Genomic DNA, 25,367 nt, shown 5'->3' with positions numbered 1-25,367 from the left:
GCTGTGCGGTGGGAACTCCGGGGTCATTGGGCGGTGTAGCCGCCGTCGATGGGGAGGGCGACACCGATGACGAAGCTGGCGCCGGGGCTGCACAGCCACAGGACGGCCTGCGCGATCTCGTCGGCGGTGCCGAGCCGTCCGATGGGCTGGTTGGCTTCTGCTTCGGCGCGGTCGAGTTCTCTCTTGATGATCATGTCGCTGACCATGGGGGTGTCGATGGTGCCAGGGCAGATGGCATTGATGCGGATGCCGCGCGGGGCGTATTCGAGGGCGGCGCTGGTGGTCAGGCCGATCACGCCGTGCTTGGTGGAGTGGTAGGAGGCGCGGCCGGGGATGCCGACGAGGCCGCCGAGGGAGGAGCAGTTGACGATGGCGCCGCTGCCCTGGGTGCGCAGGTGGCGTAGTTCGTGCTTCATGGCAGCCCAGATGCCGCGTAGGTTGACGGCGTGGACCTTCTCGAACTGGTCGAGGGATTCGTCGGCGGCGTCGGTGGGCGGGAGCTGGATACCGGCGTTGTTGTAGGCCATGTCGAGGCGGCCGAAGACCTCCACGGTGCGGTCGACGGCGGCGGCGACCTGGGCCTCGTCGGTGACGTCGCAGGTCAGGGCAAGAGCCTGGTGGCCGGCATCGGTGAGTTCCTTCACCGCCTCGCGCACGGCCCTTTCGTCGATGTCGGCGAGGGCGACGGCGGCGCCGGAGGCGGCGAAGGCTTGGGCGACGGCCAGGCCCATGCCGGAGCCGGCGCCGGTGACGAAGGCGACCTGGCCGGTGAAGTCGTAGGTCGGGTTCACAGGGTTCCTCCTGGTGAATGGGGTGCGAGGTAGGCGGACAGATTCAGGACCGCGTCGACATCGCGTCAGCGGCCTCCCGCGGTGCCGCCGGGGCCCGAGCCTCGGCAGCAGTGCCCTGGGCGACGATGTGGGTCGTCCCACGCCTGGCGAAGAAGGCCGGGGCGATCAGCGGCAGCAGGGTCAGCCCGGCGAACACGGCGCAGACCAGTGCCGGTCCGGTAACGCCGAGGGAAGAGGCGAGGGCCTGTCCGGCGAGCGCGGAGCCGGCTGCGATGCCGGTGTCGTACGCGGACGTGGTCAGCGCGGAGGTGAGAGTCGGCGCGTCACCGGCGAAGCGGACGGCGAGGGCGGTGATGACCGGGTTGATCGTGAACCCGGCCAGTGCCATGAGGAAGATCAACGCGACGGCGACGGCCGGGGTGGTGGCCAGAGGGATCAGCGCGAGCAGCACCAGCGCGGTCGCCGCCGCGGCCGGGATGGTCGTGGTCATCGGGCGGCGGTCGCCGAACCGGCCACCGATGACGGTGCCGCCCAGTGCGCCGGCCCCGAAGACGATCAGGACCAGCGGCACGGCACCGGCCGGGATGCCGGCACGGTCGGTCAGCAGCGGGGTGATGAAGGTGTAGGTGGCAAGAACTCCGCCCACGATCAGAACGGCCGCAGCCAGCGCCAGCCACAGTCGGCCCTGGCGCAGCGCCTTGATCTGACTGCGCACGGAAACCTGGACGATGTCCATGGAGCTCTTCCTGCCGGGACTGGACGGGGTGCGGGGCGCCCGTGTCTCCTGCCACCCGGTCGACGACGCCTCTGCGGGTGAGAGAAGGTTCGCTGCGTCCTGGGAACAGGCGGTCATGGCCATCAGCACGGCTGCCGGAGCGACGAGGAGCCGAAGTGGGGCGCGGCGAGGTATGGCGCTCATCGGCGCTTCCTTGCGGGTCGGTCAGGGCTTGAGCAGGGTCTTGATGGCGCGACGCTCGTCCATGGCCCGGTAGCCCTCGGCGACCTGGTCCAGAGGCAGCGTGAGGTCGAAGACCTTGCCCGGGGCGATGGCGCCGGTCAGGACGCGGTCGATGAGGTCGGGCAGGTAGCGGCGTACCGGGGCAGGACCGCCACGCAGCCCGACGTGGGAGAAGAACAGCTCCTGCCCATCGACAGCGACCTCGTGCGGGACGCCGACGAAGCCGACGCTGCCACCCGGGCGGGCGGAGTGCAGGGCCTGCTGCATGGCCTGGGCGGTGCCGACGCACTCCAGCACGCTGTCCGCGCCGATCCCGCCGGTCAGCTCCCTGATCCGCGCCACGCCCTCCTTGCCGCGCTCGGTGACGATGTCGGTGGCGCCGAACTCGCGGGCGAGCTTCTGGCGGGAGGCGTGCCGGGACATGGCGATGATCCGCTCCGCCCCCATCTCCTTCGCAGAGATCACCGCGCAGAGGCCGACTGCTCCGTCACCGACCACCACGGCGGTCGAACCAGGCTTGACCTCTGCGGCATCCGCGGCCCACCAGCCGGTACCCATCACGTCGGAGACTGCCAGCAGCCCCGGCCACAGCTCCTCGTCGGGCACCGCGTCGGTGGCGACCAGGGTGCCCTGAGCGTTGGGGATGCGAACGTAGTCGGCCTGGCAGGTGGACATGAATTCGCGGTGCAGGCAGTTCGACTGGAAACCGTTCCGGCAGTTGGCACACGTGTTGTCGGAGGTGGCGAACGAGCCGATCACGAACTGGCCCGGCCTGACCGAGGTGACTGCGGAGCCGACCTCCTCGACGAAGCCGACGTACTCGTGGCCCATCGGGTGCGGCTCGTTCGTGGGCTCCAGGCCGCGGTAGGGCCACAGGTCGGAGCCGCACACGCAGGTCACGGCCGTGCGGATGATCGCGTCGGTGGGGTGGAGGAGCTTCGGGTCGTCGAGGGTCTCGAAGCGGATGTCGCCGGGGGCATGGATGACTGCGCCGCGCATGAGAGGGGTTCCTTTATGTGCCGAGGCGCGCCGGTAGAAACCGGCCGTCGCCGAATGCAGAGAAATGTGGCTGCCCGTCCCGACCGGCTCGCAGCCGCGGCGGAGAGCACCACGTCATCCAGGTAACTCGCTCCCGGCGTGGGTAGCGAGACACCGTCAAAGGGTGTACTGCCAGTACATCCCTATGACCGCGGGCGGGACGTACCGTCGAAGGCGTGGACAACCAAGCAGAGGTCCGCGAGTTCCTCACCTCGCGGCGAGCGAAGATCACCCCCGAGCGGGCGGGCCTGCCCACCGGCAGCCGTCGGCGCGTGCCCGGCCTGCGCAGGAGCGAGGTCGCCGCGCTGGCCGACATGAGCGTGGAGTACTACTCCAAGCTGGAGCGCGGCAACCTCGCCGGCGTCTCCCCGGCTGTCCTCGAAGCCGTCGCTCGCGCCCTGCAGCTCGACGACGCCGAACGCGCCCACCTGCTGAACCTGGCACAGACAGCGGACGGCTCCGACGCCCTCACCCGCCCCCGCCGCAGAGCCACCCGTCACTGGACGGCCCACCGCAGCCTGCAGTGGACCCTGGACGCTGTCACCGCAGGCCCGGCCTTCGTCCGCAACGGCCGCATGGACATCCTCGCCGCCAACCAGCTCGCCCGAGCCTTCTACGCCGACGTCTACGCCGCGCCCCACAATCAAGCGAACCTGGCTCGCTTCAACTTCCTCGACCCCGCCTCCCTCGGCTTCTACCCCGAATGGGACCAGGCCGCTGACATCGCCGTCGCCATCCTGCGCACCGAAGCCGGCCGCAGCCCCCACGACAAGGACCTCCACGACCTCGTCGGCGAGCTCTCCACCCGAAGCGACGACTTCCGCACGCGCTGGGGAGCCCACAACGTCCGCCACCATGGCACAGGCACCAAACGCTTCCACCACCACGCCGTCGGCGACCTCACCCTCGCCTACGAAGGACTGGAGATGGCCGCCGAACCCGGCCTCACCCTCACCATCTACACCGCCGAACCCGGATCGCCCTCCGAGGAAGGACTGCGCCTCCTCGCGACCTGGGCCGCCACCCAGGGGCTGTCAAACGAACGGCTCTGTCCCGTAATCGGTGGTAACGAAGGGTGACGGCCGTCGTCAGCATGGTGTGAGAGAGGTCAATGAGCTTGTGGGTGTGGTGTTTTCGGGACTGTCTCTGCCCTCGTCGTCGAGGGCGTGACGGACGAGGGCGAGGTCATCCGGGTGTCGGCACGGACCCGGGACGATCCGGTGCCGTGCCCGGTGTGCGCGCAGCCGACGGGCCGGGTGCATGGCCGCCACGGGCGGGTGGTCGCGGACGTGCCGGTGGATGGACGGCGGGTCGTGGCGTCGGTGCGCGTCCGGCGCCTGGCCTGCCCGGTGCTCGGCTGCCCGCGGCAGACGTTCCGGGAGCAGGTTCCGGGCGTCGTGGAGCGCTACCAGCGTCGCACCAGCCGCCTGGCCGACCAACTCGGCTCCGTGGTCAAGGAGTGAGAGGTCCTAACAAAGGCGTTGGACGTGTCGGTAGGTGATGAGGCAGGTGGCGAGGCCGAGGAATGCCTCGTGGATGTCGTCTCGTCGCTCCCATCGGACGCGTAGGCGCCGGAAACCATGGAGCCAGGCGATGGTCCGCTCGACGACCCAGCGGTGGACTCCGAGACCGGAGCCGTGCGGGACACCGCGGCGGGCGATCACGGGTTTGATGCCCTGATCCCAGACGAGACGGCGGTACTTGTCGTGGTCGTAACCCCGGTCGGCAAGCAGCATGTCAGGCCGTCACCTTGGTCGCCCGAGCAGAGGCATCAGCTGCGTGACGTCGTTGCGGTTTCCACCGGTCAGCGACACCGCGAGCGGGATGCACTGCCCATCGACGAGGACGTGGTGCTTGCTGCCCGGACGTGCTCGGTCGACCGGGCTGGGACCGCTTTTGGGCCCCGTCGAGCGGCCCGGACGTGGCTGGAGTCGATCACCGCCCGGGACCAGTCCAGCTGCTTCGCCGACCGCAGCCTCGTCAGCAGGACGGCATGGAGCCGGTCCCACACTCCGGCCTCGTTCCACGCGGCAAGACGCCGCCAACACGTCATGCCGGAACCAAAGCCGAGCTCCTGGGGCAGGTACTCCCACTGGATGCCGGTGTGGAGCACGAACAGGATCCCGCACAGAGCCTGTCGGTCAGGAACCCGCGGCCGGCCCGCCACCAGCTTCGGTCCCGGGATCGGAAGCAACGGCTCGATCAGCAGCCACAGTTCATCGGACACGATCCACGGCCGAGACTTCCTCTTCCCCACGAACAGACCAACGAGCATCCAAGCCGACAGTCACACATCAACGGCTTCTGTTAGGACCTCTGACAGAAACCTGCAACACCCCAGCTCAAGCCAACTACGAATCCCGGAATCACACCTGTCCTCCACATATCTGGCTGCGTCCGGATTGCGCCATGGCCTGCAGTGCTGGCCGCACGGCCCGCCATGGTCCACACTGGCCGGGGTGACGGGAGGAGACCGATGGCTGGCACACTCGACGAACGTGGGGCTCTGCAGCGGCTGCTCCGCGGCGCACGTGCCGTGCTGCTCGACTTCGACGGACCGGTCACCGACCTCTTCCGCGACGAGTCGACCGCGCCCGTAGCCCACGAGATCAAGGACGTCGTACGCGATATCTGGGGCCGGCTGGACCCCGACGTCGAGAAGTGCGACGACTCCCACGGCATCCTCCGGCATCTGCGGGACATGTTCGACCGGCCGACCGTCACGCCCCGCGATCCCCGCGCGCTGACCGAGGCCGAGGCCATCGTCACCCGGTACGAGTACGACGCCGTCAGGGCGGCCGTTCCGGCACCGGACGTCCTGCGCCTCGTCGACGCACTGTGCGACCTCGGTCTGCGCCTGGTGATCGTCAGCAACAACTCCGACGGCCCGGTCTGGGAGTTCCTCAAGAACAACGGCTTGCAATCAAAGTTCGACACCGTGGTGGGGCGGGACCCGCACGAGCTGCGGCACATGAAGCCCGATCCGTACCCCGTCCGCCGCGCTCTGAGGCTCCTGGACCTGCCGGGCACCCAGACCCTGCTCATCGGCGACCAGCTCACCGACCTCCAGGCCGCCCGGGTGGCGGGCACCCCCTTCCTCGGCCACACGCCATCGGCCGAGCGCGCCCGGGAGATGAGGAACCACGGCGCGGGCTGGGTCGTGCAAGGGCACGCGCCGGTCGTCGACGCCGCGAGGTCCTTGGCGGCCATAAAGGCCAACTGACCCACCGATTCTGCCGAGTTGGTGTGCAAAGGGGATCCACGGGGCATCATCACCCTCCCGCACACCACGGCACGCACGGGGGTACGTGTGTCATCTCGCAGTGAGGGCGACAACGGCCCGAGCCGACTCGAACGCCTCCAGGACACGCTGGGCCGGTGGAAGCCTCGCGTGGTGCGCTGGCTGCTCGCCCTGGTCGCCCTGCTCGGAGTCGCCGCCGAGGTCATCGACCCGCTGGGGAACGCCCTCAAGGGACAGCAATTGCTCGGAGGTTCGTTCGCGGCGCTGATCGCCCTGATCCTCTTCGATGCCATCAGCGGGTCCGAGCCGAAGGAGGTGTCGGGCGTCCATGTCTTCGCCGACCGGGATGAACTGCACGCCGCGTTCCGGGGGGCGTTCCAGGCGCGGCTCGTGCGGGTCGACTTCTCCGGATTCACGATGCAAACGCTGCTGGACGCGCTGCGGGTACCGCTGGAGAAGATGGCCGATCACGAAGTACGCACGGTCGAACTGAAGCTGTGTATCATCATCGCCCATCTGAACCTTCCGATGGGGCTGCCCGGAGGCCTTGTCCCCGCGCCCCGTAATGGTCAGTCCGAAGCGGAGAGGTTCTACTTCCGGGACTCCCCGGAGAACCGGCAACGGATGCGGGACGACTTCACCAAGCACAACTGGATCACACTGAAGAACCTGCTGGAACGGGTGCACCAGCGAAATCCGGGAATCGTCATATCCTGCGAGATCCGGGAGTCGCCGCAGATACCCGAGCGGAAGCTGTACATCCTCAACCAGGAAACAGTTTTCTCCACGCCGTACGGCATCGAGCACAGAGACGTCACCTGGCACGAGAACACCTACCGGATCCTCGACACCGAAGGCTTCGGCCCGCTCTACGGCGAGGCCCGCTACATCGGCTGGGATCTGCACTCGCGGGCGCGCTCGACCAGACAGATCGCGGAACACCACATGGAGTGCCACCGCAACCTCTGGGAGAAGCTCGCCGACATCAAGCCGGAGCGTCCCGTGATCGCGGATCCGCTGTGGGCCACTGTCCCTCGTCGGTGAGCATGTCCCAGACCGACTCGCACCACTTCGTCATGCTCTCCACGAAAACGGAATCCAGTGCCGGGGGGTCGTTGGTGCGGACGTGATGGGTGAGCGTCGCGCCGAGCCCCGGGACATCTACGGCCTCGATCTCCTTGCCCGTGTCGGGCATCACCGTCCGTTCGACCGGTATGCAAGAGGAAGAGGCCGCCGAGTTCTCGTTCCCAGGGCGCGTCCGGACGGATCGGCACACGGTGATGGCCTGCCCCTTCTCGCCGCCGCGACCACGCAGCTCTTGGGCGTTCTCGCGGTTCGTATGGCCGTCGGCGGCCAGGCGTGCCACCCGGACTTCGCTGGCGGTGAGGGCGGCGGGGACACTTTGGGCCGCGCGGCCGGGCCGGGTAGCGGCGGCGACGAGTTCCTCGTTGACGCGCCCGGCCTCCCGGCGCCGCTGCTCCGCTCGGCGCTCGGCCGCGTCTACGTCGAGCCGTCCTGCCGGGTCCCCGCCACGGCGGTGCACTGCGCCGCGAACCAGTGCGAGATGGAACAGCGCAGGAGCGCAGGGTGTCCACGCCGTCATCGGCTGTTCCAGGATGAAGTCGAGACCACTGTCCGGGTCGGCTGGTACGAAGGCGGGGCGGTCGTGCTCCCACTTGTCCTCGGCCCCTCGGGCCCAGCGCCTCCTCAGGTCCTCCTCGCCACCCCAAGCTCCTGTCCAAGGATTCCGTCCGGCCATCAACTGAACAAATCCTTGACTACTCAAGCTACTGATATGCTTGAGCAGTCAAGGAGGTGGCAATGAGTGATGCGCTTGACGCGTCGCTGCGTCTCGTGAGGGCCCAGACGGCCCTGGTGAAGCGGTTCGACGCGAGCCTGGGAGGGTTGCATGGGGTGAGCCTGGCCGACTTCACGACGCTGCTGCGTCTGGGGCAGGCGCCCGGCGGCCGGATGCGCCGGGTGGACCTGGCTGAGGCGCTGGGTCTGACTGCCTCCGGGGTGACCCGGGGGCTGGCGCCGCTGGAGCGGATCGGGCTGGTGACGCGCGAGACGGACGCCCGTGACGGCCGGGTGGCCTACGCGGCACTGACCGACACCGGCCGCGCACGCCTGACGGACATGCTCGCCACGGCCGAGCAGATCGCCGCCGAGATCTTCGCCGCGCCCCCGTGGAGCAAGGAGGACATCGGCCAGATGTCCGCGCTGCTGACGCGCCTGGGCGGTACCGGCCTGCCCGGCCACACCCTCACCCCATAACCCCCGGCACGCCTCCCGACGGATGCCTCATCCGCACCTTGGAGCACCCACATGAATCCAACCCCAGCCCCCGCACCGCCCCTCGCCCCCGCCGCCACCACGGCCCACGCCCCGGCAGCCATCCGCACGGAGGGCCTGCGCAAGGTCTATCCGCGCGCGCAGGGCGGTCTTGTCGCCGTCGACGGTCTGGACCTGACGGTCCACCAGGGCGAGTTCTTCGGCCTGCTCGGCACCAACGGCGCTGGTAAATCCACCAGCATCGGCATGCTCACCACCCTGGTCGCGCCCAGCGCCGGACAGGCGTGGGTCGCCGGGTACGAGGTGAGCGCCGACCCGGTCGGCGTGAAGTCCCGTATCGGCGTGGTCTCCCAGGCCAACACACTGGACCGCGCACTCACCGTCGCGGACAACCTTGCCTTCCGCGGCCGTTACTTCGGCATGTCCGCCCCAGCAGCCCGCCGCCGCGCGCTCGAACTGCTGGAGCAGTTCGGTCTCGCCGACAAGGCCGGCGCCAAAGCCCACCAGCTCTCCGGCGGCCAGGCCCGCCGGGTCATGATCGGCCGGGCCCTGATGCACCTGCCGGAGGTGCTCTTCCTCGACGAACCCACCGCAGGCGTCGACCCTCAGGCACGCGAGGACCTCTGGCGGACCATCGCAAGCCTGCATGAGGTCGGCCAGACCGTGGTGCTGACCACCCATTACCTCGACGAGGCCGAGGCCCTGTGCCAGCGCTTGGCCGTCATCGACCACGGGCACCTGCTCGCCTGCGACACCCCCGGGGCGATCAAGGCGTCCAGCGGAGCGCAGACGGTCATCATCGTCCGCTACGACGGCAATGCCACCCCGGCCACAGACGCCCTGCGCAGCATCCCCGGCGGCCCCCACGACGTGGCCGTCGACGGCCCGACCGTACGGGTCCGCACCACGCATCCCGACGGCCTCCTGGGCCACCTGCTGCGAGCCGGCAGTGCGGCCGGCCTCATCGTCCGCGACGCCACCACCACACCCCCCAGCCTGCAGACCGCCTTCCTCACCCTGACCGGACGTGACTACACGCCATGACCACCGCGAACCTTCTCGCCATCACCTCCCGCCCGCTGTCGTCCCGCCGGGCCGCCTGGCACGCCTACCGCGCGCTGACCAGCCGCGACCTCCACGTCCTGGGCCGCAACCTTCCCGCTCTGCTCATCCAGGTCGGCCTCCAGCCGCTGCTGTTCACCTTCGCCTTCGCCTACGTCATGCCCAGCATCGGCAGCGGACTGGGCGGCACGACCTCGTTCTCCACGATCCTGCTGCCCGGTCTGATCGCCAGCACCCTCACCCTGCAGAGCATCATGTCTGTCACCGGGCCGCTGGCCGCCGAACTCGGCCCGGGCCGCGAGATCACCGACCGCGCCCTGGCGCCCCTGCCCGTCTGGGCCCTGGGCCTGCAGAAGATCACCTCCTCCGCGATCTTCGGCCTCGTCTCGACCCTCGTTGTCGTTCCGATCGTCTGGCTCGTCCACGCCCCCGGCAACGCGCCCCGAGCCCATATCGACAACTGGCCCCTGCTGCTGACGACACTGGTACTCAGCGCGCTGCTCGCCTCCACACTCGGGCTGCTGCTCGGAACCGCGGTCGACGCCTCCGCCTTCGGGCCGCTGCTCGGCCTGCTCCTGGCCGCCGCCACCATGCTGGGCTGCGTCTACTACCCGTGGACCGCTCTGCACCCGATCCGCTGGGTCCAGGTCCTGACCCTGGCCAACCCGCTCGTTTACATGAGCGAGGGCCTCCGCGCCAACCTCACGCCCTCCACGGGTCACATGCCGACCTGGGCCTACCTCACCGCTCTCACCCTCGGCACCGCCGCTCTGGGCTACCTCGCCCTGCGCCGCTTCGCCCGGCGAGTGCAGACGTGACTACGCGCCTGCCGCAGTAAATGCCGGATTTACTGCGGCGGAGCCCCTAGCGTGATCGCCGGGACCTGCGGCGGCCGATTCCGGCCGCCTGGGCGAGGTGTACACATTTACTGCGGCAGTGAGCCCTTTCCAACCTGCCGGTTTGGGTTGGCAGTTGGGCTGACAGACAGGTGAATTCCCTGGTAGATGGGTTTTCGACCAAGAAATCCGTCTCCACCAGAGGCTTCGTTTGCTTGTCTACCCGTCCGACGTCGACGTCCAAAACTGACGATCATCGTTGACACCTGGGTCTCCGATCACTACGGAGATCCCCATGCCGAAGTCCATCCCCGTTCCTCGACTGCGTGCTGCAGCGCCTGCCGTTCCAGGTCGAGGTCATCCAGATCGACAACGGCGCCGAGTTCCAGTCCGCCTTTCAATGGCACGTGCTCGACAAGGGCATCGCCCACACGTACATCAAGCCCCGCACCCCGCGGCTGAACGGCAAGACCGAACGCTCCCACCGCATCGGCGCCGAAGAGTTCTACCGACTGCTCGACGGCGTCGTCATCGACGACGCCGAGGTCTTCAACGACAAACTGCGCGAGTGCTCAAAAGCCCCAGGGTCATGCACCGTCCCGTACGCCCGCTAACCTCTCACCGTGACGAGAGAGCAAGGCCCCGAGACTGACCCGATTCGCCGCCGAGCGTGGGTTGTGGTCGTGTCCGTCGCATTGCGTGCTCTGCTCGGCCTTGCTGTCTGGGGAGTCGTGACTCTGGCGCTTTGGCACTTCGAAGACGGGGTCGACAGAACGCTCACCTTCGCGGTCCAGGTGTTCGCCGCTGCCCCAATGCTCGGGCTCTACATCGCCGAGCCACCGCGCCGGCGCGTTGGATGTGCAGTCGCTCTCGTGGCCGTGCTCGTGATGGCAGTGCTCGGCCTTGCAGTGCAGGCGTGGCTCTCCCCCACGCACCATGTGGGATTCCAGGTAGGCGGGATCATCGGGGTACCCGTTGGCGCAGCCCTGTTCGCTTTGATCGTCAGCCGGGCAAAGGCTGCCTGATCGCCCACCTGGGCTGCCAACCACTCGGTACCCGGTGATATGGCGGCGAGTGATCGAGCGGCGGGTCCGCTCGTCGCGGCTGATCCCCTCGATGCGAACCATGGGCATGGTGGTCGCTGAGGCCGGTCAGGCACGTCAGCTGATTGCTTGGGGCTGGCAGCGGTTGGTCCTGGGCGCGGGGTTGCTGCACTTCCCTGCTGTACAGCAACCAGATGCGCCATGTACAACATCGCCATGACGACTCGACCGACGCGGGCCATGTGGTGGGCCGAGATAGCGGTCTTCCTTACCGTCGCCGGCGCGACCTTCACGGCGATTGCTTTCCTGATGTCGTTGGCAGCCGGAGGCCGCCACGTGACCCTCGACGGCGGGCCGTCGATTCTGTTGATGGCGCTGTCCATCGGCGTAGGCATCTTCGTGAGCGGCCGATTCAGGGCGTGGGGGTTGCGTCGCAGAGCCGTGTGCCACACGCAATCTTGAAACCCGTCGTGGCGCGAGTCACCGTGCGTCTGCAAGCACTTTGGTTGGCTCCGCCATACGGACCGACCTTGGCGCCATCGCGCGTAAGAAGTTGATCTGGCATCACGCGAAATGACAGTCTCTCCATCTGGCTGGTCAGGTGAGGTCGCCCCTGGCTGAATTCTTGATCATGGGGAGTCCACGCGCGTACCTCGTGACGAACCGATGACACTGCGCATGCTTTCCGTGTAGCCGAGTGCCTATTTGGGCTGACTGAGACTCTCCAGTTCGCCGCGGATGGGATGGCGTGCAGTGATCGTCCTGCCTACGATCCCAGGATGGCTGGAATGTCGATCATCGTGTGCCTGCCCGGTTCGGCCGTGGGAAGGGTCGACGAGGCGGTCGCGGAGGCGATGATGCCCTTCGCGCGAGACGGTGTGGGCGCCGTGGAACGGGATGTGTGGGACAGCTTTCGGATCTGTGGCGGGTCCATGGGCCTGCCGGTGCTGGCCGACCACGAGGACGACCCGCGGCTGATCGAGGATCGTCCCCGCTGGGACGGCACGTTGGAGCCCGGTCTGCCCGGAATATGCGCGGGTGGGCCGAGGGGGCTGATCGATTTCCGCGATGCCCTCCGAGCGAGGGGCGCCGAGCACGCGGGCCGGGTCTGGGATCGATGGCAGGAGGTAGCTTCCCGCCACCCGGCTGCGGACGACGAGTCGGTGTTCTTTTACCGGCACCTCGCCGCCGCAGGGACCAGGGCCTCGTACGAAACGTCACATGAGGCCGCCGCCTACCGTGCCCAGCCGGCCGTCCACGCCTGGGCCGAGGTCGCGCCGACATTGGCCCGGCCCGATATAGCGGACCACTTCTCCTTCGGCTGGGACGCGGTCGGTATCGGCCAACGCAGCCGCGAGGAATACGTCGCGACCTACGAGTTCAGCCTCTTGCCTTCGCGCAACGTGCTGACTCTAGGCGGATGGTGGTACGAACTGGACGAAGCGCCCCAGCATGGCGCATGCCACAGCCGCGCCGATTGCGTCCACGAGCCGGACGTCAACGAGGGGCACCAGGGTGTCCAGTCCTATCTCCTCGCACTGCCCGCAGACACACTGCTAGTCAACGTACGCTGCCACGTCTGACCCGACCGACCGTGCCATGCCCTCCCGCATGCTGCCTTTGCCGACGCCGAGTCGGGGCCGACGGCATACCCGGCAACGTGCGTGATCACTCCGGGGGCTCTCGCAGATCTCTCACAGATGCTCATTTATGAGATTGCCGAGTAGCCGAACTGCAACCGGGCGGGCGCCCGATCGGAGTGCCTTGCCGGGCGCCAAGTCGCGGCGAAGGCCACGGGCGTCCGACCTCCTGCACGTCGCCGTAGTACTCCTCCTGCGAAGTTGTCTTTCGCTCCGCCTGTGCGGTCGGAACCGATCTGTGTGCTCAGGCGGGTTGACGGAGTGCGCTGACCAGTACGCGCGGGTCGTCTGCGTGGAAGCGGATGGTGTGGGCCTCTTCCGTTGCGCCGAGCGGGCGAGTGAAGGAGAGTGGCCGGTTCAGCTCCAGGGTCACCGAGGTCTGGCTGCCCACGATCAGGTCGAGGACCCCGTCCTCGGAGAGGGTGATCAGACGGCCCTCGGGGTAGCGCCGGTCGACCCGGACCGAGGCGACCGCGTCAGGCGGTACGGCGAGGTCGAAGAGGGCTCCGTAGCGGATCCGCAGAGAGCCGTCGGGGCGCACGATGTGCGGTCGGGTGACGCAGGCGGCGTGCAGGGTCAGCACGAGGACGACGCCGTACAGGTCGAGTACCAGGATCACCCGGTGGACCGCCGGCCAAGGGATGAGGAAGGCCAGGCCCACCGTCTCGATGACCATCACGAAGAGCAGCCCGTACATCATCGCGGTCTGGGGCCCGGTGTACGCGGCAGCGAGGTCCCCGGGGCGTACCCCGTGCGTGCCGCGCCGGACCCACCGCCCCAGGGAGGCGAGGGCGCGCAGCTCGTGGAGGACCAGGCGTCGGACCGTCACCGGCACCGCCTCCTGTACGGCGGCCCGCCGCGCCGCCCGGCGGTCCGCGCCGCGGGCGTGCGCGGCGACGTACAGCGAGCGCAGCACCCAGGCCTCCAGCAGCAGCACCGCGAGCACCAGTGCCTCGGCACCCGCCAGCGCCCACCCGGGTGGCCGGACCCCGGCCACCCGGCAGGCCACCATGGCCAGTTCCCCCGGCAGTACGGCGGCTACCGCGACCCGCGCCGCCCGTACGCCCCTTGGTCGGCCGCTCATCCCCGGCCCCTCTCCATGAACGCGTCCATGAGCCGGCCCACGACTTCCGCCTGCGCGGGGGCGTACTCGGCGAGCAGCGCCTCCTTGAACCCGGTCACGACCACCCCGTCCTCGGGGATTGCGGCGAACAGCTCCTCGGGGACGGCTGCCATCAAGTCAGCTGCCAGGGGTGCGATCCGCGGATCGTCGGCGGGGGCTTCGGCGAGCGCGTCGAGGCGCTCATACAGTTCGACGACCGCGGGATCGGCGATCAGAGTTCCGAGTAGCGCGAAAATCTCTTGGCCACCGGTGCTGGTGGCGTCCATCAGCGTGAGGTACTCGCGGTCCTTGGCCGCGCTCGGCGAGTCTGTCCTGGGGGCCTGTGCCAGTAGTGCGGCGAGGGCGGGTGAGACGGGCCCGGTCACGCCGGGCGGCTCGGCGAGCAGGGCGCTGAGCCGGCAGCGGCGCTCCCGGATGTCGGCTTCCTGGCGGGCCAGGTCGGCGTCGAGTTCCTCCAACACCTCGGCCAGTTCGCGCCCGGCATCGTCGGCGAGGGCGTCGCGCACTTCATCGAGGCTGAGGCCGAGTTCGGTGAGCCTGCGCACCCTGGCAAGCAGGACGGCGTCGCGGACGCTGTAGGTCCGGTAGCCATTGGGGCGCCGCTCCGGTTCCGGAAGCAGCCCGACATGGTGGTAGTGCCGGATCGCCCGGGTGGTGAGCCCGACGAGCGCGGCGATCTCTCCGATTCGCATGCCGCCAGTAGAAACCCTGCCGTTGCGTCAAGGTCAAGCGCTGAAAGTATCGTCGGGCGCAAAACGATTCAAGCGCGTCCGCACACCGGAGTGGTACGTCTTCGCCAGCGCACGTATCCGGCCAGAGTCCGCGCCCGCTCCCCCTCGTCGTCCTCGTCGAGCACCTGGCCGTACCGCTCGGCATTCAGGACCCGTCGTGCGTGAAACGCTACACCGAGCGGCTGAAGACGGCGTACGAGCACGCGTGGGAGATCCGGGACGCCTACGGCTACCACCGCCGATGAACCCGGTCAGCCTCCAGGTGCACCTGCGGAAGATCGGCGTTCCTCCGCAGCGCGGCAGGACCTCCCCGATCCGCCACCTCGTCCTGCAGGCCCCGGCCCCCGTCATTGCCAAGGCGCTCGGTTACCGCGACAGGACAGCCACCCGGCTGGTCACCGCGAAGCCGGAGGGACCTGGAGCCGATACGTTCCCGGCGACGACACACGGTGAGTGCGTCTGGGCTCCGGGTTCGCCACTCCGCATGCTCACTGAATCAGTTGTCTGCCGGAAACTCCCGGTCCAGAAGTTGTAGTACCTCCTGCTGCCGCCGGTGGAGTCCGGGCAGCAAGGGCTGTACGAAGGCGAGATGCTCCGCCATGGACAAACCCCGGTGAGCGGGGGGCCGCGCCGGGTGATTCCGATCAAGGGCCTTGTTCACTGAAGCGCAGAACAGGTACACCGTCCCCAGCGCTTCGGAGTCGAAGACAGTCTGTCCGACCGCCACCGAATCGACCGGACCGCACACGCCTTCGACCATGCCGCTCAACACATCAACGGCGACCGCCGGATCACCGCCCGGATCCCACCGGGCATGCATGAGCGCAGCGCGCATGGCCTCTGCCAACTCCGTGGCTGAGGGCTCCGCCAGATCACTCTCCATCCCCGCATCGTCCCAACCTGGCCCGCGGAACACCACCCTGACCAGCTTCTCATCGTGACCGATGCCGTGAAATCCCAGTGAATACACGACACATCAACATGCGAGCCCACCAGTCCGAGGCCGTAGGACTTCAGGACCGACAAAGGAGAGAGCACCGTGCAAGATCAGATCGCACGGGCCGCGCGGGAGTCAGGACAAGACTGTGAGGGGACCTTTGGCCGGCTGGGGCGATGGTGGGCGGGATGGGAGCTCCCCGCGCACGCCACGATGGACCCGCGGTCGGGAACGGCGTCCCCTCCATCCCGGTGCCGCGCAGTTCCTCCACGGCGCCACCGGGGTCATGGTCGCCGACACCGCCGATGGCTCCTGGACCGTTCCTCCCGGGCGGGCGCTCTTGATCCCCGCTGTGACCCGGCACCGCGTCCGGATGCTCCAGGTGAGCACCCGGAGCCTGTACATCGAGCCGACGGCCGTGCCGTGTTGGCCGCCACCTGCACGGTCGTGGACGTGCCGCCGCTGCTACGCGAACTGCTGATGGCGGCAGTCGAGTTCGTGCCCAACTACGATCTGTCCGGACGCGGCGGACACGTCGCGGCGCTCCTGCTGCACGAGGTCGCCGCGCTCGCCCCGCTTCCGTTCCACATCGGTCTGCCCGCTTCTCCCGACCTCGCGACGCTCTGTCGCGCCTACCTGGCGGCCCCGGACGTGACCGTCACCAATGCCGCGTGGGCCGCGCGGACGGCCGTGAGTGAACGTGCCTTCACCCGGCGATTTTGCAGGGGGCAGGGGAGAGCCAGGCCAATTGGCGGGCCGCGCCCGGCTGTTGGCGGCACTCCCCATGCTGCGTTCGACCTCCGTCACCGAAGTCTCGGGTCGGCTTTGCTGCGCCTCGCCTGCGGCGTTGACCGCCGCCTTCACCCGCGGCTTCGGCGGACCGCCGTCCCGGTTTCACCGCTCGTCACCGTGACGGCCTGCGGGGCCTGTCGCCGGACAGGATCATTTCCGGGAAAGGCTCACTGTGCTCATGTGCAAAGTCGGCACCCGGGACCTGCTCGCCCGGCTCTTCGGAGTCAACGGCAGCACTCTCGCCAGGGCCGTTCACCCAGCCCGGTCCTTCCCGGCCGAGCCCGGCCGCACCGACCCGCCCTTGACGGCCTGGTTGCCGCATTGTGGACGCGACGTGAAGATGCCACACGCTGATCATCTTATGAGTAACATGCCGGATCGTCTGCTCGTTGTCGACCGGAGCGAAATGCCCTGCTTCCCTTGGTTCCCAGTGTGCCTGGCGTGTCCGTGTTCCGTTTCTCGGTGCGAACCTGCCGCGGGACGGGCTCCTGGGAGCGCGGAGTTCCGGGAAGCAGGCCGTCCCACGCGGTGGCCGGCAGACGTGCGCGCCTCTCCCTTACCCACATCGCCAGGTCTGCCTGTCGGGCGTGAGCTTTCGCTGCGTCGCCCGATGCCGGCCGGGGCCTGGCTCTGACCCTCCGAGGACCCCCTATCCGTGACATCAAATCCCGAAGCTGCCCTTGCGGTGCTGGGTGCGACAACCGCAGCGGGCGCTGTCGCCGCAGCGGCTCTCGCCAGATCTCGCGCGGGCCTGTCGCGTCGCTGTGCGGCGCTGACCCGGCAAATCGCCGAGCAGAATGAGGCGTTGGCAACCCTCCGGGCCCGCGAGAGGGCACAGTTCGAAGAGTTGCGCCACTTGGTGAACAACCGGCTGCCCGCCGCCGCTCTGCACTTGATAAGCGACCATCATCCCGTGCCCGACGGCCTGTTGAACGACAACAGCGACTTCGCGGTGCAGGCCCAGGCGGCGCACGACCTGTTCGTGGAGACACTGATCGGTGAGCGCGGCCGTATCGACTCCGCCGCCCGGGCGGCACTGCGCGGCGCCTGCACGGCCATCCAGGCCCAGAGCTTCCGGCTGCAGACGCTCATCGACGAGCTGCAGCGCGACTGCCGCGACCCCGAGGTCGTCAGGGAGTATTTTCGTATCGACCAGCTCAACGAGCAGGTCCTCCGGCTGGTGCAGAAAGCGGCCATCGTGAGTGGTTCGTGGCCCGGCCTGGTCCGGCCGGACACCCACCTCCCCGACGTCGTCGCCGGAGCCACGTCGCGTCTGAACGGATTCGAGCGGATCCAGGTCCACACCAAACTGCTGGTCGGCGGGGTGGGCATTGTCGGCCGGGCCGCAGAACCGGTGGCGGTGGCCTGCGCCGAGCTGATGGCGAACGCGCTGGAGTCCTCACGGGGCGACTTGGCGGTGGAGGTCACCCTTCTGCAGACGGACAACGGCAACGTGTGCATCCAGATCGATGACGCGGGCAAGGGGATGACCCGCGAGTCCGTCGCGCGCGGCACCCGGCTGGTGACCGGCGAGAATGCCGGCAAGCTGCTGCTCACCGAGCTGGGCGACCCTCCGGCTCTGGGTTTCGCGGCTATCGGGCAGCTGGTCGCCGACCACGGCTTCCACGTGTCCGTCGATCAGGTCTCCCCCTATGGCGGGGTTCGTGCCGTGCTGGCGGTTCCGAAGCATCTGCTGACCACCATCGATGAGCAGGCGGAGCCGCCGTCGGCGATGGCGGCCCTGCCGGCACCGGCGCCGCGCACGCCCGTACCTCCTGACGCCGCGGAGCGCGGGGAGGGGTTGCGTGACGTCAGCGCGCCGTCTCCGCGTGACGCCAGCGGGCTGCCCCAGCGCCGCCGCCGGAGCGGATCCTCCCGTGGCCGCTCTCTGACTCGTACGGCTCGACCGGTGGACCCGGATGCGGCTGGCGCCGCATGGGGTGACTTCGAGCAGGCCGTTGCCGCCGGACGTGACGCAACCGACTCTGAGAACAAGGACAAGTCTTGACCCAGTCAACTCTCAGTGAGCAGATACCCGACCCCTCCTGGGTCCTGGGCCCGATCATCGAGATCGGCGTCCGTCATGCTCTGATCCTGTCCGCCGACGGCATCGTCGTCGGAGCCTCGGGCAGCCTCGGCCGCGATGACTCCGAGGGCATGGCGGCCATGGTGTCCGCCCTGCACGGCGCCGCGCGCGCGGCGGCCGTCGTCTCGCTCCAGGCACCCGAGGAGACTCCGATCTCCACCATTACGGTCCAACTCGACGCCTCTGGAACGCTTATGGTCATGCCGGCCGGCGGAGCCAACGCGTTCATCGCCGCTTCCTTCGGCACCGATGTGCCGATGAACATCGTCGCGCACACTCTCGCGCGGCAGGCGAAGAACCTCGGCGAGGCGCTGATGTCCGTACCCACGCGCTCCCATGGCCCGTCATCATGAGCCCGGGCCCGGCGCGACGACTGGTCCCCAGTTACCTGGCCACGGGAGGCCTCAGCGCTCCCGAGCACAGCACGCTCGAAGACCTGACGGCCTTGACCGCCACCGGCCGACCTGCGCTGCCCCATCACACGCCCGCCCATCAGCGACTTCTCGACCTGGTCAATGACGGCGGGCTGACCGTGATGGAGATCGCGGGCTATCTGCGTCTTCCGATCGGCGTGGTGAAGATGCTCGCCGCGCAACTGGTGTCCGACGGTCACCTGCGTGCCGCTGCGCCGCTTCCGGACGCCCTTGCTCCCACCGCTCACGCCGGACGGCCCAGCAAGGCCCTCCTGGAGGAGGTTATGCATGGGCTCCTCGCCCTCTAGTGCGCCGGTCTACCTGCCGGACTCGAACCACGAACGGGTGAAGATCCTGGTGGCCGGGCCGTTCGGTATCGGTAAGACCACGCTGATCCGCACCCTGTCGGAGATTCCGAGCCTCCACACCGAGGAGGTCATGACCGACGCGGCGGCCCATGTCGACGAGCTTGCGGTCGCGGACAAGAAGACCACCACGGTGGCCATCGACTTCGGCCGTCTCACCATCGCCCAGGGGCGAATCGTCCTGTACCTGTTCGGCACGCCCGGGCAGCGGCGGTTCAAGCCCCTGTGGAGCGACTACGCCCGTGGGGCCCTGGGCGCACTCGTCATCGTGGACACCCGGAGACTGGCCGACTCCTTCGAGGTCATGGACCTCATAGAGGAGAGCGGCCTGGACTATGCCGTAGCCGTGAACCAATTCCCCGAATCCCCCACCTATGACGAGGAAACCCTCCGCGTCAAGCTCGACGTCGAGGATCACACCCCCATGGTCATCTGCGACGCGCGCGACTGGGACTCCAGCCTCAACGCGCTGCGAGCGCTGGCCGCCCACCTCGTCACCCGTGCCGGAGGCGATCTGTGACCAATGCCCCCAACGCTGTACCGCTGTACGGACCGGAGCATGCCGTCGACCCTCAGCGCAGCTACCAACTGCTGCGAGCACAGGGCCCGGTGGGCCGCGCCGAGATCGATCCCGGCGTCGTCGTATGGGTGGTCACCGACTACCGGGCCGCTCTCGACCTGTTGCAGGACCCCGGTACCTGGACCAAGGACACCCGGGGCTGGGACACGACGGTGCCGGCAGACAGTCCGGTCAAGGAGCCCTTGCAGTGGCGGCCCAGCCTGTTCTTCGCCGACGGCGAGGAACACGCGCATCTGCGGAAGGTCATCACCGACAGTTTCGCGCTCCTCGACCCCCAGTACCTACGGGATGTGACGCGGCGTCACGCGGACACGCTTCTGGACGAGTTCGCCCATACGGGACGGGCCGACCTGGTCGCCCAGTACGCCCGTAGGCTGCCGCTCATGGTCCTGAACACCTTGTTCGGCATGCCGGACGAGGGCGCGGACCAGCTCATGTCGGCGATCGAGGCGATGATGAGTACGGTCCCGCAGGCCAAGGAGGCGGGCGAGCAGGCTCTCACCGCGTATCTGGGCAGCCTTTACGCCATGAAGAGCGCGCGGCGCGGCCGCGACCTCACCTCCTGGTTCATCGACCACCCGCACGGGCTCAGCCCGGAGGAGGTGATCAACCAGGTACTGATCACTCAGGGCGCGGCCTACGGCACGCTGGCGGGCCTGATCGCCAACACCCTCGCGCAGATGCTCTCCGACCAACGGTACCGGGGCACTCTCACCACCGGGAGTCTGCCCATCAGGCACGCCATCGACGAGGTGCTCTGGGCGGATCCGCCGCTGGCCATGTACAGCCTCCACCGCGCGCGGCGCTCCGTCACGTTCCACGGGCGCGCCATCGAGGCCGGAGAGCCCATCATGGTCTCCTACGCGGCGGTCAACACCTGCCCCCACGCCGGTCAGGTGAGCGACGAGCAGCGCTCCGACTACAAGGCACACCTCGCCTTCGCGGCCGGTCCGCACTCCTGCCCCGCCGAGGACATCGTGTTCGTGGTGTCGGTCGCGGCCATCGAGCGGCTGATGGGCAGGCTGCCGGACATCGAACTCACCGTTCCGGCTGCCACTCTGACGTACCAGCCAGGCCCCATCTATCGCGTTCTCACCTCACTGCCCTGCCGTTTCACTCCGCAGACACCGGATTCACGGAGATCAACGCGGGGTAGCGTCCCCGTGTCCGCTTGATCCACATCACCAACACCGACAGCTGACCGACCGCCCCCGGGGTGCAAACCCGGGGGCCGTGTTCTGCCCGGCCACGGGAAAAGGGCGATTTTGCCTGGGATTCTCGCTTCAAGGAAGGTACGTGCATCGATGGCTGGTACCGCGTGGGACACCGATATTCCGACCCTTATATCCGTTCGTGACGATGTAGACGCGGTACTCGAGGACTTCGTCGTCGTGCAGGAGCGGGCAGCACTCGGCCCGGAAATGGCACCGCTGTTCACCACCGTCCGCCGACTTCTCTTCTCCAACGGCAAGCGACTGCGCCCCTTGCTGTGCGTGGCGGGATGGCAGGCCGCAGGCGCATCGGAAGACTTCCACGCGGTCCTTCGCGTCGCCGCCGCCCTGGAGCTGTTCCAGACGTTCGCCCTGATCCACGACGACGTCATGGACGACAGCGATACTCGCCGCGGACGGCCCTCGGCCCACCGCGCGCTGGCCGCCGAGTACATGAGCGGCGGTGGGCGGCTCAGCAAGGCGGAGGCGCACGGCCGGGGTGCCGCCGTCCTCCTCGGTGACCTCTTGCTCGTGTGGTCGGACGAAATGCTGGCGGGCGCAGGGCTCGGAGCCGGGACACGGGCCCGGGTCCTGCCGCTGGTGGACAGCATGCGCGCCGAGCTGGTCTACGGGCAGTACCTGGATCTGCTGTCGACCGACCGGATGTCCGGAGACGTCGAGGCCGCGCTGCGGGTCGCCCGGTACAAGACGGGGAAATACACCGTGGAACGGCCCCTGCACCTCGGCGTTTCCCTGGCCGGCGGCGATCCGCAGCTGCTGCAGACCTGCACCGATTTCGCCATCCCGCTGGGAGAAGCGTTTCAGCTGCGCGACGACCTGCTCAACGTCTTCGGTGATCCGGTACAGACCGGCAAGCCTGTCGGAGACGACATCCGTGAGGGCAAAGCCACCGCGCTCCTGGCTCTCACGGTCCAGGACGCCTCCGGGGCCGACCTGAAGCTGCTCAGCACCCTGGTCGGCAGCCCGGAACTGGGGAGCGAGGACATCGACCGGGTCCGCACCCTCATGGAGACCACCGGCGCCCGGCAGCGGGTCGAAAAGATGATCACCGCCAGGCGCGACACCGCTCTCGCCACGCTGGAAGAAGCAGACCTGCCCCAGGACGTCGCCGAGACGCTGAAACAGATCGTATGGATAGCCACGGAAAGGCAGTCATGAGATCCATGTCCCACCAGGCGACCCCGATACGGGCACGGCACACGAACAGCTACGTGGAGCGGGCCCAGATTTTGGTGACGTCGGTCGACAACGATCCCTGGGGCAACGTGCGTCCCTCCGTGTATGAGACGGCCCGGGTGACCTCCTGGGCACCATGGCTGGAGGGACACGAACGGCGTCTGACGTGGCTGCTGGAGAGGCAGTCCGCCGCCGGCAGTTGGGGAGAGGGACCCGCGCCTTACCGGCTGCTGCCGACGCTCAGCGCCACGGAAGCCCTCCTGTCCACGCTGCGCCAGGACACGGCCGCAGGCGTCTCGCGCGAGCAGCTCGCCGCGGCTGTGGACAACGGGCTCGCAGCGCTGCGGGACCTGTCCAGGACCGGTGGGTGGCCGGACACGGCGGCCATCGAGATCCTCGCCCCCGACCTGGTCATCCTGATCAACGACCACCTGGACCAGCCGGAGGTCGCGGCCCTGTCCCGGCTCGGCCCGTGGGCCCGCGGGCAGCGCCTGGCTCAGCCGCGCGGATTTCAGGCGGCGCTGCCCGACCGCGTGGCCGAGCGGTGCCAGGTGGCCGGCGGTGTGCCACTCAAGCTGCACCACACCTTCGAAGGGGTCGCGCGCCGCCTGCCGCAGATGGTGCCTGGCGTCCCAGGCGGGCTGCTGGGCAGTTCCCCCGCCGCCACCGCCGCCTGGCTGGCCACCGGTCCCGGCACGGGCCGGGAACAGGCGGTCACCGCGCTGACCGCCGTGGCGGAGCGTTATGACGGTCTTTTCCCGGAGGCCACGCCGATCTCCGTCTTCGAGCGGCTCTGGGTCGCCGCCGCCCTGGCCCGTCCCGGCCTGCCCGCCACCTGTGTGCCACCCGTCCGCGCCTGGGCTGCGGAGATCTACGACGCCGCCGGCGTACGCGGCGCCCCGGGCCTGCTGCCCGACACCGACGACACCGCGATGGCGGTGCTGGTGTCCGCCCTCGCCGGCTCACCCCGCGACCCCTCCCCGCTGTCCGCTTTCGAGGCCGGCGACCACTACGACTGCTATGTCGGCGAGGACACCGGCTCCAGCACAGCCAACGCCCACGCCCTCCAGGCGCTCACCGCCTGGCTGAGCCACCGGCCCACGACAGGTGACGCTCTCCAGGCCCGTATGGACCTGACCCGCGACTGGCTCCTCGCCCAGCAACAGTCCGACGGCGCCTGGTGCGACAAGTGGCACGCGTCCCCCTACTACGCCACCGAACGGTGCGTCACTGCTCTCTCCGGGCACACGGGCCCGACCACCCGCGACGCCGTCCGCTCAGCCGCCGACTGGGTACTGGCCGCTCAGGGCGACGACGGATCCTGGGGGGTGTGGGGTGGCACCGCCGAGGAGACCGCCTATGCCGTGAACATCCTCCTCAACTCCCCGGATCACGCGGGCAGGCCAGAGGCCGCCCAGGCCCTGAAACTCGCCGAGGACATCCTGCGCGAAGCCGTCCACTCCTCCGGCCACCACCACCCTGCCCTCTGGCACGACAAGACCCTTTACGCCCCGCAGGCCATGGCACAGGCCGAGGTGACCGCCGCGCTCGAGCTGCTGCAGACACGCCGGCCCTGAACCGTCCCGCCCCCCTTCAGCCCGGATCACAGACGGAGGCACCAACCGTGAACGCCGACCTGCACGTTCCGCCATACGCTCCAGGGCGTGTGCCGCTCATCGGACACGCGGTGCCTCTGGCGAGGGACCGTCTGGCCTTTCTGCAGCGCCTGCGCGAGCACGGGCCGATCGTGCGTATCTCGATCGGCCCGAAGACGGTGACCGTCATCAACTCTCCCGAGCTCTTGCAGGAGATGCTCACCAGCAAATCGGGACACTTCAGCAAAGGGCTCCTGTTCGAGAAGCTGAAACTCTTCGGCAAGGATGCCCTGCCGGTCGCGGAGGGCAGCCGGCACCTGAGGCGCCGCCGCCTGATGCAACCCGCGTTCCACCACCAACAGGTCGACCAGTACGTCCGGACCATGCACACCACAGTCGATCCGATGATCGCGGCATGGCAGAGCATGGGGCCACTGGATCTGAAGACCGAGATGCAGTTGATGACGCAGAACGTCGTCATGGGGGCCTTGTTCTCCACCATTCCCGACCGCGACACCGGGCACGCGATCCTCAAGAGCGTCGACACCCTCTTCGCCGCGGCTCTCCGCCGTGCCCTGCTGCCACTTCCCCTCCTCGAACGGCTGCCGACCCGGGGGAACCGGCGGGCGCGGCGTGCCGGCCATGTGATGCGTGCTGCTGTGGGTGAGGTCATCGCCGACCACCTGGCGCGGCCGGAAGCCCACGACGACATCGTGTCGCTCCTTCTGTCCGCCCAGGAGCCGGACGGTACGCCGCTGGCCGACGAGGACATCCTGTCCGAGGTCACGGGCCTGCTCGCGGCGGGTTCGGAAACCACTGCGGTCACCTTGACCTGGCTGTTCCACGAGCTGGGCCGTAACCCGGACCTGGAGCGGCAGTTGCACAACGAGGCCGACACGGTCCTCACGGACGAGCCCCTGACCACGAAGACTCTGACGCGGCTCACGTTCACCCGCAGACTGGTCAACGAGAGTCTGCGCCTGTACAGCCCGGCATGGCTGGTGACCCGTCAGACCATTGAGCCCGTGCGGCTCGGAGCCGTGGATCTGCCGGCCGGGGAGGACATCGTGTGGAGCCCCTACACGCTGCACCGTGACCCCGGCCTGTACCCTGACCCGCTCCGCTTTGATCCCGACCGTTGGCTGCCAGAGCGTCCGCAGCCCCCGAAGGGGGCGTTCATTCCGTTCGGGGCCGGAAAGCGGCAATGCATGGGCAACGAGTTCGCGCTGGCCGAAGCGACCCTGATCACGGCCCTGATCGCGTCCCGCTGGCGGCTGCGGCCCGTCCCAGGACCTGCCGTTCGGCCGGTCGGAGCGATCACCTTGCATCCGTCCACGTTGCGCATGACCGCCGAGGCGCGGACGCCCGTGCGCCGCCACCGGGAGGCCGTATGACAGGCACCGGCGATGCGGCGACGATGCTGCCTCAACCGG

Annotated in this window: 25 protein-coding genes and 3 pseudogenes; 20 read left to right on the top strand and 8 right to left on the bottom strand. The window is 68.7% G+C overall.

The window, feature by feature from the left end:
* Positions 1-23: 23 nt before the first annotated feature.
* The 3 genes from TNCT6_RS35405 to TNCT6_RS35395 are packed head-to-tail and all read right to left on the bottom strand — an operon-like array spanning position 24 to position 2,748.
* Positions 24-791 (bottom strand): glucose 1-dehydrogenase, encoded by a 768-nt coding sequence (locus TNCT6_RS35405; RefSeq protein WP_141365666.1) that lies wholly within the window; start codon positions 789-791, stop codon positions 24-26.
* A gap of 43 nt (positions 792-834) precedes the next feature.
* Positions 835-1,710, bottom strand: coding sequence for an MFS transporter (locus TNCT6_RS35400; RefSeq protein ID WP_141365664.1), 876 nt, complete (start codon positions 1,708-1,710; stop codon positions 835-837).
* A 21-nt stretch (positions 1,711-1,731) separates the two neighbouring features.
* The gene (locus TNCT6_RS35395; protein ID WP_141365662.1) at positions 1,732-2,748 is read right to left on the bottom strand and encodes a zinc-dependent alcohol dehydrogenase family protein; all 1,017 of its coding nucleotides are present in this window, start codon (positions 2,746-2,748) and stop codon (positions 1,732-1,734) included.
* Between the two features lie 215 nt (positions 2,749-2,963).
* Between TNCT6_RS35395 and TNCT6_RS35390 the strand changes: the two genes are divergently transcribed.
* Both TNCT6_RS35390 and TNCT6_RS35385 read left to right on the top strand, forming a co-directional pair.
* On the top strand, positions 2,964-3,866 hold the full coding sequence (locus tag TNCT6_RS35390) for a helix-turn-helix transcriptional regulator (protein WP_141365660.1): 903 nt from the start codon (positions 2,964-2,966) through the stop codon (positions 3,864-3,866).
* Between the two features lie 87 nt (positions 3,867-3,953).
* Positions 3,954-4,247, top strand: a pseudogene (locus TNCT6_RS35385) (transposase family protein); the annotation flags it as partial.
* A 9-nt stretch (positions 4,248-4,256) separates the two neighbouring features.
* On the opposite strand, the pseudogene TNCT6_RS35380 reads toward TNCT6_RS35385, so the two are convergent.
* Positions 4,257-5,062: pseudogene (locus TNCT6_RS35380) on the bottom strand (IS5 family transposase).
* Positions 5,063-5,263: 201 nt separating this feature from the next.
* Between TNCT6_RS35380 and TNCT6_RS35375 the strand changes: the two are divergent.
* Both TNCT6_RS35375 and TNCT6_RS35370 read left to right on the top strand, forming a co-directional pair.
* Positions 5,264-6,010 carry an HAD family hydrolase gene (locus TNCT6_RS35375; RefSeq protein ID WP_141365658.1) on the top strand — a complete coding sequence of 249 codons (747 nt, stop codon included), beginning with the start codon at positions 5,264-5,266 and terminating at the stop codon, positions 6,008-6,010.
* 87 nt (positions 6,011-6,097) lie between these two features.
* Complete coding sequence (locus TNCT6_RS35370) at positions 6,098-7,072, top strand: hypothetical protein (protein WP_141365656.1); 975 nt, start codon at positions 6,098-6,100, stop codon at positions 7,070-7,072.
* Here the strand turns inward: TNCT6_RS35370 and TNCT6_RS40520 are convergent.
* Entirely contained in the window at positions 7,014-7,787 is a 774-nt protein-coding gene (locus TNCT6_RS40520) for a hypothetical protein (protein ID WP_216372832.1), read from the bottom strand. The genes TNCT6_RS35370 and TNCT6_RS40520 overlap by 59 nt on opposite strands.
* 62 nt (positions 7,788-7,849) lie before the next feature.
* Here TNCT6_RS40520 and TNCT6_RS35360 point away from each other — a divergent pair, with 62 nt between their 5' ends.
* The 7 genes from TNCT6_RS35360 (at position 7,850) to TNCT6_RS35330 (ending at position 12,847) form a co-directional block, all read left to right on the top strand.
* Positions 7,850-8,305 carry a MarR family winged helix-turn-helix transcriptional regulator gene (locus TNCT6_RS35360; RefSeq protein WP_141365654.1) on the top strand — a complete coding sequence of 152 codons (456 nt, stop codon included), beginning with the start codon at positions 7,850-7,852 and terminating at the stop codon, positions 8,303-8,305.
* A 51-nt stretch (positions 8,306-8,356) separates the two neighbouring features.
* Positions 8,357-9,367 (top strand): ABC transporter ATP-binding protein, encoded by a 1,011-nt coding sequence (locus TNCT6_RS35355; RefSeq protein WP_141365652.1) that lies wholly within the window; start codon positions 8,357-8,359, stop codon positions 9,365-9,367.
* Positions 9,364-10,203 (top strand): ABC transporter permease, encoded by an 840-nt coding sequence (locus TNCT6_RS35350; protein ID WP_141365650.1) that lies wholly within the window; start codon positions 9,364-9,366, stop codon positions 10,201-10,203. The genes TNCT6_RS35355 and TNCT6_RS35350 overlap by 4 nt, the downstream gene beginning before the upstream one ends.
* Before the next feature lie 344 nt (positions 10,204-10,547).
* Entirely contained in the window at positions 10,548-10,835 is a 288-nt protein-coding gene (locus TNCT6_RS35345) for a hypothetical protein (RefSeq protein ID WP_253266352.1), read from the top strand.
* Between the two features lie 69 nt (positions 10,836-10,904).
* Positions 10,905-11,246 (top strand): hypothetical protein, encoded by a 342-nt coding sequence (locus tag TNCT6_RS35340; protein WP_141365648.1) that lies wholly within the window; start codon positions 10,905-10,907, stop codon positions 11,244-11,246.
* A 219-nt stretch (positions 11,247-11,465) separates the two neighbouring features.
* Positions 11,466-11,726 (top strand): hypothetical protein, encoded by a 261-nt coding sequence (locus tag TNCT6_RS35335; RefSeq protein ID WP_141365646.1) that lies wholly within the window; start codon positions 11,466-11,468, stop codon positions 11,724-11,726.
* Between the two features lie 326 nt (positions 11,727-12,052).
* Positions 12,053-12,847 carry a hypothetical protein gene (locus tag TNCT6_RS35330; RefSeq protein ID WP_141365644.1) on the top strand — a complete coding sequence of 265 codons (795 nt, stop codon included), beginning with the start codon at positions 12,053-12,055 and terminating at the stop codon, positions 12,845-12,847.
* Positions 12,848-13,148: 301 nt separating this feature from the next.
* Here TNCT6_RS35330 and TNCT6_RS35325 read toward each other — a convergent pair whose 3' ends face one another.
* Positions 13,149-13,988 (bottom strand): hypothetical protein, encoded by an 840-nt coding sequence (locus TNCT6_RS35325; RefSeq protein WP_141365642.1) that lies wholly within the window; start codon positions 13,986-13,988, stop codon positions 13,149-13,151.
* A complete protein-coding gene (locus TNCT6_RS35320) occupies positions 13,985-14,719 on the bottom strand; it encodes a MerR family transcriptional regulator (RefSeq protein ID WP_141365640.1) in 735 nt (244 codons plus the stop codon). The genes TNCT6_RS35325 and TNCT6_RS35320 overlap by 4 nt, the downstream gene beginning before the upstream one ends.
* A 152-nt stretch (positions 14,720-14,871) precedes the next feature.
* Between TNCT6_RS35320 and TNCT6_RS42230 the strand changes: the two are divergent.
* A pseudogene (locus tag TNCT6_RS42230) lies at positions 14,872-14,994 on the top strand (DUF4158 domain-containing protein); the annotation flags it as partial.
* Positions 14,995-15,254: 260 nt separating this feature from the next.
* Here TNCT6_RS42230 and TNCT6_RS35310 read toward each other — a convergent pair.
* A complete protein-coding gene (locus TNCT6_RS35310; RefSeq protein ID WP_141365638.1) occupies positions 15,255-15,728 on the bottom strand; it encodes a hypothetical protein in 474 nt (157 codons plus the stop codon).
* 1,414 nt (positions 15,729-17,142) lie between these two features.
* On the opposite strand from TNCT6_RS35310, the gene TNCT6_RS35300 reads away from it, so the two are divergent.
* The 8 genes from TNCT6_RS35300 to TNCT6_RS35265 all read left to right on the top strand — a co-directional run bounded on the left by TNCT6_RS35300 (position 17,143) and on the right by TNCT6_RS35265 (position 25,328).
* Positions 17,143-18,495 carry an ATP-binding protein gene (locus TNCT6_RS35300; protein ID WP_141365636.1) on the top strand — a complete coding sequence of 451 codons (1,353 nt, stop codon included), beginning with the start codon at positions 17,143-17,145 and terminating at the stop codon, positions 18,493-18,495.
* Positions 18,492-18,926: a roadblock/LC7 domain-containing protein gene (locus TNCT6_RS35295; protein ID WP_141365634.1), complete on the top strand. Its 435-nt coding sequence runs from the start codon at positions 18,492-18,494 to the stop codon at positions 18,924-18,926. The genes TNCT6_RS35300 and TNCT6_RS35295 overlap by 4 nt, the downstream gene beginning before the upstream one ends.
* Positions 18,923-19,294 (top strand): DUF742 domain-containing protein, encoded by a 372-nt coding sequence (locus tag TNCT6_RS35290; protein WP_141365632.1) that lies wholly within the window; start codon positions 18,923-18,925, stop codon positions 19,292-19,294. The genes TNCT6_RS35295 and TNCT6_RS35290 overlap by 4 nt, the downstream gene beginning before the upstream one ends.
* Positions 19,275-19,871: an ATP/GTP-binding protein gene (locus TNCT6_RS35285; RefSeq protein ID WP_141365630.1), complete on the top strand. Its 597-nt coding sequence runs from the start codon at positions 19,275-19,277 to the stop codon at positions 19,869-19,871. The genes TNCT6_RS35290 and TNCT6_RS35285 overlap by 20 nt, the downstream gene beginning before the upstream one ends.
* Complete coding sequence (locus TNCT6_RS35280) at positions 19,868-21,106, top strand: cytochrome P450 (protein WP_141365628.1); 1,239 nt, start codon at positions 19,868-19,870, stop codon at positions 21,104-21,106. Before TNCT6_RS35285 ends, TNCT6_RS35280 begins: the two co-directional genes overlap by 4 nt.
* Positions 21,107-21,235: 129 nt before the next feature.
* Positions 21,236-22,321: a polyprenyl synthetase family protein gene (locus TNCT6_RS35275; RefSeq protein WP_141365625.1), complete on the top strand. Its 1,086-nt coding sequence runs from the start codon at positions 21,236-21,238 to the stop codon at positions 22,319-22,321.
* Positions 22,318-23,916, top strand: a complete 1,599-nt coding sequence (locus TNCT6_RS35270) for a prenyltransferase/squalene oxidase repeat-containing protein (RefSeq protein WP_172633150.1) — start codon at positions 22,318-22,320, stop codon at positions 23,914-23,916. The genes TNCT6_RS35275 and TNCT6_RS35270 overlap by 4 nt, the downstream gene beginning before the upstream one ends.
* Positions 23,917-23,963: 47 nt before the next feature.
* Positions 23,964-25,328, top strand: coding sequence for a cytochrome P450 (locus TNCT6_RS35265; protein ID WP_172633149.1), 1,365 nt, complete (start codon positions 23,964-23,966; stop codon positions 25,326-25,328).
* The last annotated feature ends 39 nt before the right edge of the window (positions 25,329-25,367 follow it).

Source organism: Streptomyces sp. 6-11-2 (assembly GCF_006540305.1).
GTDB lineage: Bacteria > Actinomycetota > Actinomycetes > Streptomycetales > Streptomycetaceae > Streptomyces.
This window is presented reverse-complemented; position numbering and strand designations above follow the sequence as displayed.